Source organism: Sulfitobacter sp. 1A12779 (genome assembly GCF_043557315.1).
GTDB classification, from domain to species: Bacteria; Pseudomonadota; Alphaproteobacteria; order Rhodobacterales; family Rhodobacteraceae; genus Sulfitobacter; species Sulfitobacter faviae.
On sequence record NZ_JBIFFU010000004.1, the window covers coordinates 23,367 to 34,773 of the forward strand.

At 63.1% G+C, this 11,407-nt stretch carries 12 protein-coding genes; 3 read left to right on the plus strand and 9 right to left on the minus strand.

Annotated features, from left to right (window positions below; all coding sequences use genetic code 11):
* The first annotated feature begins 15 nt into the window (after positions 1 to 15).
* The 3 genes from gltX (at position 16) to ACGYLQ_RS06490 (ending at position 3,597) form a co-directional block, all read left to right on the plus strand.
* Positions 16 to 1,416 carry a glutamate--tRNA ligase gene (gene gltX, locus ACGYLQ_RS06480; protein WP_394441295.1) on the plus strand — a complete coding sequence of 467 codons (1,401 nt, stop codon included), beginning with the start codon at positions 16 to 18 and terminating at the stop codon, positions 1,414 to 1,416.
* A 114-nt stretch (positions 1,417 to 1,530) separates the two neighbouring features.
* Positions 1,531 to 2,826, plus strand: coding sequence for a citrate synthase (locus tag ACGYLQ_RS06485; RefSeq protein WP_067260690.1), 1,296 nt, complete (start codon positions 1,531 to 1,533; stop codon positions 2,824 to 2,826).
* A 471-nt stretch (positions 2,827 to 3,297) separates the two neighbouring features.
* Positions 3,298 to 3,597 carry a hypothetical protein gene (locus tag ACGYLQ_RS06490; protein ID WP_394441298.1) on the plus strand — a complete coding sequence of 100 codons (300 nt, stop codon included), beginning with the start codon at positions 3,298 to 3,300 and terminating at the stop codon, positions 3,595 to 3,597.
* Positions 3,598 to 3,600: 3 nt separating this feature from the next.
* Here the strand turns inward: ACGYLQ_RS06490 and ACGYLQ_RS06495 are convergent, their stop codons facing one another.
* From ACGYLQ_RS06495 to ACGYLQ_RS06535, 9 genes are all read right to left on the minus strand, one after another.
* Positions 3,601 to 4,374, minus strand: coding sequence for an enoyl-CoA hydratase-related protein (locus ACGYLQ_RS06495; RefSeq protein WP_394441300.1), 774 nt, complete (start codon positions 4,372 to 4,374; stop codon positions 3,601 to 3,603).
* 67 nt (positions 4,375 to 4,441) lie between these two features.
* Entirely contained in the window at positions 4,442 to 4,894 is a 453-nt protein-coding gene (locus tag ACGYLQ_RS06500; protein ID WP_394441303.1) for a cytochrome c-type biogenesis protein CcmH, read from the minus strand.
* The gene (locus ACGYLQ_RS06505; RefSeq protein WP_394441306.1) at positions 4,891 to 6,855 is read right to left on the minus strand and encodes a heme lyase CcmF/NrfE family subunit; all 1,965 of its coding nucleotides are present in this window, start codon (positions 6,853 to 6,855) and stop codon (positions 4,891 to 4,893) included. The genes ACGYLQ_RS06500 and ACGYLQ_RS06505 overlap by 4 nt, the downstream gene beginning before the upstream one ends.
* A gap of 74 nt (positions 6,856 to 6,929) precedes the next feature.
* The gene (locus ACGYLQ_RS06510; RefSeq protein ID WP_394441308.1) at positions 6,930 to 7,505 is read right to left on the minus strand and encodes a holin family protein; all 576 of its coding nucleotides are present in this window, start codon (positions 7,503 to 7,505) and stop codon (positions 6,930 to 6,932) included.
* A complete protein-coding gene (locus ACGYLQ_RS06515; protein WP_394441311.1) occupies positions 7,496 to 8,107 on the minus strand; it encodes a holin-associated N-acetylmuramidase in 612 nt (203 codons plus the stop codon). The genes ACGYLQ_RS06510 and ACGYLQ_RS06515 overlap by 10 nt, the downstream gene beginning before the upstream one ends.
* Positions 8,108 to 8,189: 82 nt before the next feature.
* Positions 8,190 to 8,633, minus strand: coding sequence for a cytochrome c maturation protein CcmE (gene ccmE, locus ACGYLQ_RS06520; protein ID WP_394441314.1), 444 nt, complete (start codon positions 8,631 to 8,633; stop codon positions 8,190 to 8,192).
* Positions 8,630 to 9,658 carry an N-acetyl-gamma-glutamyl-phosphate reductase gene (gene argC / locus ACGYLQ_RS06525; RefSeq protein ID WP_394441316.1) on the minus strand — a complete coding sequence of 343 codons (1,029 nt, stop codon included), beginning with the start codon at positions 9,656 to 9,658 and terminating at the stop codon, positions 8,630 to 8,632. Before argC ends, ccmE begins: the two co-directional genes overlap by 4 nt.
* Before the next feature lie 38 nt (positions 9,659 to 9,696).
* Positions 9,697 to 10,506, minus strand: coding sequence for a glutamate racemase (locus tag ACGYLQ_RS06530; protein ID WP_271691460.1), 810 nt, complete (start codon positions 10,504 to 10,506; stop codon positions 9,697 to 9,699).
* Positions 10,507 to 10,515: 9 nt separating this feature from the next.
* Entirely contained in the window at positions 10,516 to 11,388 is an 873-nt protein-coding gene (locus ACGYLQ_RS06535; RefSeq protein ID WP_394441319.1) for a lysophospholipid acyltransferase family protein, read from the minus strand.
* Positions 11,389 to 11,407 lie beyond the last annotated feature (19 nt).

The following is an 11,407-nucleotide window of genomic DNA, read 5'->3' on the forward strand; positions in this document are numbered from 1 at the left end:
GAAAGGCCCTCCGCCATGAACGCCCCTGTTGTGACCCGTTTCGCCCCTTCTCCCACCGGGTTCTTGCATATCGGCGGGGCGCGGACCGCCCTGTTCAACTGGCTCTATGCGCGTGGCCGGGGGGGTAAATTCCTGCTGCGCATCGAAGATACCGACCGCGCGCGTTCCACCCCCGAAGCGACGGCGGCGATTCTGCAGGGCATGTCGTGGCTCGGCCTCGACCACGATGGCGAGATCGTGAGCCAATTCGAGAATGCCCCGCGCCACGCGGAAGTCGCGCAGGAACTGCTGGCCGCCGGCAAAGCCTATAAGTGCTTCGCCAGCCAGGAAGAAATCACCGCCTTCCGCGAGGCGGCCAAGGCCGAGGGGCGCAGCACGCTCTATCGCTCCCCTTGGCGGGATGCCGATCCGGCCAGCCACCCGGACGCACCTTATGTCATCCGCATCAAGGCGCCGCTGGAAGGCACTACCGTGATCCGCGATCAGGTGCAGGGCGATGTCACCATCCGCAACGACCAGCTCGACGATATGATCCTGCTGCGCTCGGACGGGACGCCGGTCTATATGCTGGCCGTGGTGGTGGACGATCACGACATGGGCGTGACCCATGTGGTGCGCGGCGACGATCACCTTAACAACGCCGCCCGCCAGATGATGATCTATGAGGCGATGGGTTGGGACGTGCCGGTCTGGGCGCATATCCCGCTGATTCACGGCGCGGATGGCAAGAAGCTGTCGAAACGTCACGGCGCCTTGGGTGCGCAGGAATATCAGGTGATGGGCTATCCTGCCGCGGGCATGCGCAACTACCTCGCCCGTCTGGGCTGGAGCCATGGGGATGACGAATTCTTTACCGATGCACAGGCGCAGGAGTGGTTCGATCTGGACGGCATCCGCAAAAGCCCCGCGCAGTTTGACCTGAAAAAGCTGGAAAACCTCTGCGGTCAGCATATCGCACAGGCCGATGATGCCGCGCTGCGGCGCGAGATCGAAGCCTATCTTGAAGCGGCAGGAGAGCCCGCGCTGACCGAAGGTCAGGCCGAGGGGTTGGAACGGGCAATGTACTGCCTGAAAGATCGCGCGAAGAAATTCCCCGAACTGCTTGAAAAAGCGGCCTTTGTCTTGGCCGAGCGCCCAATCACCCCAGATGAGAAAGCGGCAAAGAATCTCGATACGGTATCCCGTGGCATACTGTCGGAATTGACGCCGCAATTGCAAAATGCTAGCTGGAACAAAGAAACGCTGGAGGAGGTACTGAACGGCTTTGCTGCCGCGCATGACACCAAATTTGGCAAGCTGGCGGGGCCGCTTCGGGCGGCCTTGGCTGGCAGGGCAGTCACCCCATCGGTTTTTGACATGATGTTGGTGCTGGGGCGCGATGAGACCCTTGCCCGACTGACGGACGCCGCGGCCTAAGTTTTGGTTCACCACTTCTTTGGGCGGCAGGTATAACTGAACGGGACAGCCCCATATGGGGCTAGCCCCAGACGGCGGGGGCATCTCCGCAGCCTACATTCGGGAAGGGATTTCATGACCAATAACAATAAAACCGCAACGCTGACGATCGACGATCAAAGCTTCGATCTGCCGATTCACAGCCCCACTGACGGGCCCGATGTTGTCGATATCCGCAAGCTCTATGCGCAGGCGGGTGTCTTTACCTACGACCCGGGCTTCACCTCGACCGCGGCTTGCGACAGCACGATCACTTTCATTGATGGTGACAAGGGCGTGCTGCTGCACCGGGGCTACCCGATCGAACAACTGGCGTCGAAGTCGCATTACCTCGAAGTCTGCTACCTGCTGCTTTATGGTGAGCTGCCCTCCCCCAAAGCGCTGGAAGATTTCGAGTGCCTGGTGACCAACCACACCATGCTGCACGAGCAGATGATGAACTTCTTCCGCGGCTTCCGCCGTGATGCGCATCCGATGGCGATCATGGTGGGCGTGGTTGGCGCAATGTCGGCCTTCTATCACGACAGCACCGACATCAACGACGAGCACCAGCGTGAGGTCGCCACGATCCGCCTGATCGCCAAGATGCCGACGATCGCGGCGATGGCCTATAAATACACAATCGGCCAGCCCTTCGTTTATCCGCGCAACGATCTCGACTATGCGTCGAATTTCCTGCGCATGTGCTTTGCCGTTCCGGCCGAAGAGCATGAGGTCAACCCGATCCTCAGCCGCGCGATGGACCGGATCTTTACGCTCCACGCGGATCACGAGCAGAACGCCTCGACCTCGACCGTGCGTTTGGCGTCCTCTTCCGGTGCGAACCCCTTCGCCTGTATCGCCGCTGGCATTGCCTGCCTCTGGGGTCCGGCGCATGGTGGTGCGAACCAAGCCTGCCTTGAGATGCTCAAGGAAATCGGCACGCCCGATCGCATCCCTGAGTTCATCGCCCGCGCCAAGGACAAGAACGACCCCTTCCGCCTGATGGGTTTTGGCCACCGCGTCTACAAGAACCACGACCCGCGCGCGACCGTGATGAAGGAAAGCGCCGACGAGGTTCTCGAACTGCTGGGCGTGGAGAACAACCCGATCCTTCAGGTTGCCAAGGAATTGGAGAAAGCCGCGCTGGAGGATCCGTATTTCGCGGAGAAGAAGCTCTTCCCGAACGTGGATTTCTATTCCGGCATCATCCTCGAAGCGATGGGCTTCCCCACGTCGATGTTCACCCCGATCTTCGCGCTGGCGCGGACCGTGGGCTGGATCTCCCAGTGGAAAGAGCAGATCAGCGATCCGCAGCTCAAAATCGGCCGTCCGCGCCAACTGTACCTCGGCGAAGACAAGCGCGACTACGTCGATATCGAAAACCGCTGAAGCGACCTTCAGACACCATGCAAACGCCCCGGATTTCCGGGGCGTTTCTCGTTTCTCCCGCCAGTTCCTGCAATACCGCTGATTGAGGTTGTTGACCCTAGGGCAACAATGGCGGCGCCGGTGGGGCAACTGATTCCGCGCGCCCGAATCGCGAAAACCGGTGCCCTTATATGCGCTGTCAGCAATGGCCCGAAAAATCAGTGAATGTTTCCAAGCGTTTTGCCGGACACGAAACACCGGAGCCGAAAATACGGCCAAATTGCGGCACTGTTTCGCACATCGTGACAATACCCCCGCCCCGCTTGACGGGATTCCCCCCGCGGCGGTAGCCTCTCTTCACGATGTCTTTTCGGGGTGGGAAGGGCATCATTGCTGCACTGCCGAAGGGGTTCGCTCTTTCGCAGTCCGGCCGGCGGCCACCCCATTGTAGACGCCCAGCAGTATAGCCGGGCCGCGACGAGAGGATGCAGGATGACCGCAACGGACCGGACCAAAGGACTTCGCTGGGACTGCGCCACCGGTCTGACGCCTGCGAAGGCCGACGATGTCCTCGGCCCTCAGGGTGCGCTCGTCCCCGATACGCTGCATGACTGCGACCAGATCGCCGTGGTCTATGACAAGGGCCAGACCCCGCCGCGCATCACCATCGCGCAGGTTTCGAACTCGGTTCACACGGTTTTCGCGGATGGCGTCGCTGTGGCGGTTGTGGCGCGGGCCAATGGCCCGGCGCCTTCGGCCAGCGATGTGCTGCTGGTCGAGCGGAGCTGCTAACGCTCAGCGCCCCTGAAACTTGGGGCTGCGCTTTTGGGTAAAGGCCGTCACCCCCTCGGTGAAGTCCTGAGACTTGCCGCAGCGGCCCTGCGCTTGGGCCTCCAGCGAGAGTTGATCCTCAAGCCCATTGTCCCATGACGCGCGGATCGCCTTCTTGGCCTCGGCATAGGCAGCGGTCGGACCAGCGGCCAATTGCGCGGCCTTGGCGCGCCAATGGGCATCGAACTCCGCATCCGGCACGGCCTGCCAGATCATCCCCCAATCATCGGCCTGACGGGCGGTGATCTTATCGGCAAAGAGGGCCGCCCCCATTGCCTTGGCCATGCCCATCTGCCGCGGCAACGCATAGGTGCCGCCCGCGTCGGGGATCAGGCCAATGCGGGTGAAAGCCTGCATGAAATAGGCGCTCTCGCTCGCAAAGACGACATCGGCGGCCAGCGCGATATTCGCCCCTGCCCCTGCCGCCGGGCCGTTCACGGCGGCGATGGTCGGCACCGGGCAGTTGATGATGGCACGCAGCAGCGGCGCATATTCTTCGCGCAGCGTTTTCTCCAGATCGGCCACGCCGCCCGCCCGGTCGGCCAAGTCTTGGCCCGAGCAAAAGGCACGCCCCGCCCCCGTCAGGACCACGACCCGCGCCGCGCGCCCGCCTTCGGTCACCGCATGGGTCAGCTCTGCCCGCATCTGCGTGGTGAGCGCGTTCATCTTATCGGCGCGGTTCAGCGTGATCAGCGCGACATCATCGGTCAGCGCATAGGTGATCGTTTCATAGTCCATCTTGCTATCCTCGATTGCTTGGCCGCAGCATATCAAAGCAATGTGCCGCTGCCAGTGCAACGGGGCGTCAGCGGTCGAGAATATCGCGCAGGCGGGCTTCTTCCTCTGCCGAGAGGGGCGCTTCGCCTGGGGTTTTGCTGCGGGCGCGACCGCGCAGATAGATCACGCCCAGCCCCCCGGCCAACAAGAGCATCAGCGGCCCCGCCCCCCAAAGCAACCAATTGGCCCCCGTCGCCTGCGGGTTCAGCAGGACATATTCACCGTATCGGTCGACGATGAAATCCACCGCCTCCTCATCGCTGTCGCCCGCCACCAGCCGCTCGCGCAGCAAGATGCGCAGGTCACGGGCAAGGCTCGCGTTGCTCTCATCAATGCTTTCGTTCCGGCAAACGAGGCAGCGCAGACCTTGGCTCAACTCCCGCGCGCGGGCCTCCAACGCGGGATCGTCGAGCACCTCGTCAGGCTGCACTGCCCAGAGGGGGCTGGCGAGCAGGGTCAGGACCAACAGCAGCCGTTTCATTCCGCAGGCACCCCCGCCGGTTGCTTGCGCGCACCCGCCGCGACCCGGAAGCGCCGGTCGCTGAGGCTCAGCACCCCGCCAAGCGCCATGAGCGCACAGCCGATCCAAATCCAGTTGGTCATCGGCTTGATATAGGTCCGCACCGCCCAACCGCCCCCGTCCTGCGCATCGCCGATCACCACATAGACGTCGCGCGCGAGGTTATAGTCGATCGCCGCCTCGGTCGTGGGCATCTGCGCCACGGGGTAGAACCGTTTTTCAGGCCGCAGGGTCGAGATCACCGTGCCGTCCTGCGCCAGCGTAATCTCGGCCATGGTGCTGAGGTAGTTCGGCCCCCGAACCTCGCTCACATCCCGCAGGGTCAGCGTGTAGCTGCCCACGTCAAAAGGCGCGTCGATCCGGGCCACGCGGATGTCATCCACGGCCCAAGCCATCAGCCCCGCGATCCCGGCCATGGTGACGCCCAGCCCGCCATGCGCGGTGGCCTTGCCCCAATCTGCACGCGGCAGGCGGCGCAGACGGCGCAGCTTGCCCGGACCGCGCCCAAGGCGCTGCATCACATCCACCACGGTGCCCATCACCAGCCACGCCCCAAGGAACAGGCCCACAGGCCCCAGCAGGCCGCGCCCGGTCTGCATGGCAAAGGCCAGCCCCCCAAGCGCCAGCGCCAGCAGGAAGGCATAGCGCAACGGGTAGAGCGCGCGCATGATCTTGGCCCGTTTCCATGGCATTGCGCTGCCAATCGGCAGGATCAGCCCGAGCGCTACCATGAAAGGGGTAAACGCGGCGTTGAAGAACGGCGGCCCGACGCTGAGTTTCCGGCCGAGGAACATCTCAGCCACCAGCGGCCACATGGTGCCCACGAAGACCACGAAACAGGCCACTGCGAGCAGCAGGTTGTTCACCACGAGGGCCGTCTCCCGGCTCAGCAGGCCAAAGACGCCTTTCGCCTCCAGCGCCGAAGCGCGCAGCGAATAGAGCACCAGCGCACCGCCGGTAAAGACCCCCAGAATGGCCAGAATAAAGACCCCGCGCTCGGGGTCATTGGCGAAGGCATGGACAGAAGTCAGCAGGCCAGAGCGCACGATGAAAGTCCCGATCAGCGAAAAGCCGAAGGCGAGGATGGCCAGCAGGATGGTCCAGCTTTTCAGGCTCTCGCGTTTCTCGACCACAATGGCGGAATGCAGCAGTGCCGCTGCCAAAAGCCAGGGCATGAAGCTCGCATTCTCAACCGGATCCCAGAACCAGAAACCGCCCCAGCCAAGCTCGTAATAGGCCCACCAAGACCCAAGCGCGATGCCGATGGTCAGAAACACCCAAGCCGCCAGCGTCCAAGGCCGCACCCACCGGCCCCAAGCCGCATCCACGCGCCCCTCAATCAGCGCCGCCACGGCAAAGCTGAAGGCCATGCTGAGGCCGACATAGCCGAGATAGAGAAACGGCGGGTGGAAGGCCAAACCGGGGTCTTGCAAGAGCGGGTTCAGGTCTTGGCCATCAAAGGGCGGCGTGCCCATGCGCAGAAAGGGGTTCGAGGTGAAAAGGATGAACGCCAGAAAGGCCACCCCAATCGCCGCCTGCACCGAGAGCACCCGCGCGCGCAGGCGCGGCGGCAGGTTGCCCCCAAACCACGCGGCCATCGCCCCGAAAAGCGCCACGATCAACACCCATAGCAGCATCGACCCTTCGTGATTGCCCCATGTGCCGCTGATTTTATAGAGCATCGGCTTGGCGGAATGGCTGTTGGCCACCACCAGTTGCAGGCTGAAATCCGAGGTGACGAAGGCCCACATCAGCGCGCCAAAGGACAGGGCGATCAGGATAAATTGCGCCGCCGCCGCCGGTTCGGCCACCGCCATCCAGCCCGCGCGGCCCCGCCAAGCGCCCCACATCGGCACCACCATCTGTACAAGCGCAACGCCAAAGGCGAGCACAAGCGCGAAATGTCCAAGCTCTGTAATCATGGGCCGGACTATAGGGGGCCGACGCCCCCTAAGCCATGGCAAATCAAACGGGAGAAACGGTCAATCGGTCGCAGTCAGGCGCGGCTGCGACGCCAAGCATCAAGGGCCGCATTCTCCGACGGCGCAACCGCAGCGAGGGCCAGACGGCTGTCGGCACCGGTGTCGGCCACCTGAGGGCTGTCGGCGCGCATCTCGCGCAAAGTCTCGATATTCTCGACCACCTGCGGCACCCGCGCGATGGTGCCGACGATGGCACGCTGAAACTCCTGCGATTTCACCTGCTGCCGCGCGCCGAAATAGAAAGAGACGATCACCCCCAACAACCACCAAAGCGGCTCGGGCACCAAGGCGATGCCCTGCATCCGTTCGGCGAACCACAGCGGATTGACCATGGCGGTGACGAACAGGCCGAGCGTGCCGAGCGCCAGCATCGGGCGCGGCAGCCGGTTAACCCCATCCATGAAGCGGTCAAAGCCACCCTGCCGCGCTTGGGCGAACTCGGCCCCATATTGCGCCATGGCTTGGCCCTGCACCGCATGGGCGCGCTGCGCCCCGGCCTCGGCATTCTCGCGGAACACTTCGACCGTGTCGCGGATGACGTTCCGCTCACCGCCGAAGATTGTCGTGAAGATACGTTCAATCAGCCCCATTGTGCCACCCTCAGTGCGAAATCGGCCTCGCTCATGTGATAGCGCGGGGCGATGAACTCCTCCGCGCGCCGGATCCAACCGCCCTTGCCGCCTGCCCGGCTGCGCGCGTATTTGCGGCTCGCGGGGCGGCGGTCGGCAAGGCGGAAGTAGTAGTTGCGCCGCGCGATGCCGTAAGCATCCACCAGATGATCCGGGGCGGCCTGCCAGGCGGCATGGGCGGCGCGGATTGTCTGCGGGCCGATCGCCCCGTCAACGGTGATGTCCTGCCCCATCTCGCGCAGCAGGTTTTGCAGGATTTTAACCGCGTTGCTGCCAGCGTTGACATACATGTCGAAAACGCTCGGCTGCAATGGCGCGGGCAGTTCGGCGATGCGCGGCGCGTTGAAGTAATGCCGGACAAAAATATCGACTGCCTGCGCGCGGCCAATGCGGCGCACATCCGCCACATCGACCGCCCCATCGCCGGTCAGGTCCAGCCCCAAGCGGCGCATGGTGTGGATCGTGACCCCGTATTTCGTCGCCCCGCCGGGGTCGTCGGGGTCATTCACAAAGCCGCCCTCGCGGGCGACGATGGCGCTGGCGATCTCACGCACGGACTGCATCTCGGGCTCTCCTGTTTTGCATGCAAACAGGCTCCGCCGGATTGGTTAACCGATGCTCACGCCCCCGCGCGTTGCGCAGCGGTTAGCCCTCAGATTCGCGATAAACACCCTGCTCTTTCAGCGCATCCGTCACTTCCTTAGGCATGTAGGTCTCATCATGCTTTGCAAGGATTTCAGTGGCTTCAAACACGCCGCCGACATAGCTGCCGGTGCCGACCATGCCTTGGTTCTCTTCAAAGAGATCCGGCAAAACGCCGGTGAAAACCACCGGGACAGAGGCCCCGCCATCGGTCACGGCAAAGCTTATCTGCTCCCCCTGCCCGCGCTTGAGCGACCCTTCCTCGACCAGCCCGCCGATGCGGAACACCTCTGCCGGGCCGGGCGGCTCGGCGATGACTTGGCTCGGAGCGCGGAAATAGTTGATCCCGTCACGCAGCGCATAGCCGATCAGTGCGGTCGACAGGACCAAGGCCACCGCCGCCACGGCGATGATCTGAATCCGGCGCTGTTTCTTGAGGCTCTTCATGGGAAGAGCGGGGCCATCATCAGCCCCTCGGTTTCAGGCAGTCCCAGCATCAGGTTCGCGTTTTGCAAGGCTTGCCCGCTGGAGCCTTTGGTCAGATTATCCAGCGCTGCAACCACCGTTGCCCGCCCGGTCTGACGGTCGGCCACCACGCCGATATGACAGAAGTTCGAGCCGCGCACATGCCGCGTGCTGGGCGCCTCGCCGAAGGGCAGCACTTCGATAAAGGGTTCATAGGCATAGGCTTTTTGCATTGTCTCATAGATCACCTGCGCATCACCTTTGACATAGCAGGTCGCCAGAATGCCGCGGTTCGCAGGCACCAGATGCGGGGTGAACTGGACCTGCACGGGCCGTCCTGCAAGGGCCGAGAATTCCTGATCGAACTCCCCCAGATGCCGATGCGTGCTACCAAGCGCATAGCCGTGATAGCCCTCGCTCAACTCCGCATGCAGCAGGTTTTCCTTGAGCGACCGTCCCGCACCGGAAACGGCGCATTTCAGGTCAAGAATGATATCGTCCAAGTCGATCACCCCCGCCGCGATCAGCGGGCGCAGGGCAAACTGACCCGTGGCCGCATTGCAGCCCGTCCCCGCCACCAGCCGCGCGGCGGCAATCTCATCGCGGTAGAATTCGGTGAGGCCGTAGACCGCCTCTTTCTGCTGCTCAAGGGCGGCATGTTCATTGCCGTACCACTTGGCGTAATCATCAGGGTCGCGCAGGCGGAAGTCGGCGGAGAGATCGACGATCTTCAGGTCTTTGGGCAGCGCCGCGATCACCTCTTGGCTGGTCTTATGCGGCAATGCGCAAAAGCACAGGTCAATCTGGGAAAAGTCGATTTCATCAATCGTGACCAATGTGGGCAGATCGAGATGGCGCAGATGCGGAAAGACCTCGGCCATGGTCTGGCCCGCCTTGGAATTCGCGCCCAAAGCTTTGATCTGCATAGAAGAATGGCCAGCGATCAGCCGGATAAGTTCTGCCCCGGTATAGCCGGAGGCGCCAAGAATGGCGATGTTCTGGGTCATGGTCTGTCCCCTTGTTCGGAACGAAATGTAATTGGAGTTCAGGCGGCGGTGAATGTGATCTGTCGTCGCAGGAACTGCGTCGCGCGGTCGCTCACCCGGGCGGGATCACCGGTGGTGAGAAAGGCCGCCTCACCCGTGCCTGTCATATCAGGATGCCGCTCAAGGTAATCGGCCAGGGAATCCGCCACCAACTCGGCCTGACTAAAGACTTTGACCTGCCCGCCCAAGGCCGCCTGAAAGGCCTCCTGCATCAGCGGGTAATGGGTGCAGCCGAGGATCGCCGCATCGGGGTTGGGCATCTTGCGCTTCAGCGCGTCGACATGGCTGCGCACCAGCGCTTCGGCAAGGATCATGTCACCCTCTTCGATGGCATCGACCACCCCGCCGCAGGCCTGCGCCTCAACATCCACACCGATGGCGCGGAAAGACAGTTCACGCTGAAACGCGCGGCTTGCCACCGTGGCAGGCGTGGCAAAGAGCGCCACATGGTTGACGGCCACCTCGCGCGGCGGAGAGTTGTCGCCCCACTGCCGCTCCGTCATCGCCTCAATCAGCGGCACAAAGACGCCCAGCACCCGCTTGTCGCGCGGGATCCACCCCTCTTGCATCCGGCGCAGCGCGGCGGCAGAGGCGGTGTTGCAGGCAAGGATCACCAGATCGCAGCCCGCATCGAACAGCCGCTGCACGGCGGCGCAGGTCAGCTCATAAATGTCATCGGCGTTGCGCACGCCATAGGGCGCATGGGCGCTGTCGGCGAGGTAGACAAAATCAACCTCCGGCAGCCGTTCTTGCACCTTGTTCCAGACGGTCAGCCCGCCCAGCCCCGAATCGAAAATACCAACTGCCATGGTCTGTCGTCACCTGTCGGCTCTATGCCGTTCCTCAAACTCGTAACCGAGGCCCTGATACTGGCCCGGCTTTGGTGACAACTCATAGGTGGCTTTGCGCAGGAAATCCATCATCGCTTTTGCGTCCCCTGCGAGCGGGTCGAGCGTGGCGCGCGGGATCGGCGCGCCGATGGCCACGCGCACGGGCGTATCGACACGGGCGCGGAACTCTTTGATCAGCAGCCCCATCCGCAGGTTGGCATGCAGGTGACTGGCGATCTGGAACAAGCGGCTGGTGTGACCGTCAAAGTAGATCGGCACCACAGTGGCGTCAGACTTGGCGATCATCCGCGCCGTGAAGCTGCGCCAGCCGGGGTCCATCGGCTCCGAAAAGGGCCGTGCGGCGGTGCTGACGGTGCCCCCGGGAAAGATACCAATCGCCCCGCCCTGCGCCAGATAGTTCAACGCGGTCCGGCGGGTGGCGAGGTTGAGCGCCAGTGCGGCGCGATCTTCGGCAAAGCTGATGGGCAAAAGGTGATGCGCCAGATCCGGCGCTTGGCTGAAAACCGCATTGGCCATGATCCGAAAATCGCCGCGCGTCTGGCTTAGGATATGGCCAAGCATCAGCCCGTCCAGAATGCCGTATGGGTGATTGGCGATCAGAATGACCGGCCCCCGCGTCGGGATATCGGCCAAAGCGCCGCGCATCACGTCCAGCGTCAGACCACAGCGGCGCACCATCGCATCGAAGAACCCCAGCCCCGCGGCCAGATCGTCTTCGTAGCCTTCGGCCCGTTTCAGCAAGGACACGCGCCCGGTGGTGTTTTCCATCAATCGGATGAGCGCCCTCCCGCCCCGGGTTCGGGCGGAATGGGCATAGCTTATGTCACGGGCGTAGGTCACATCTCGGCCTCAGGATCGT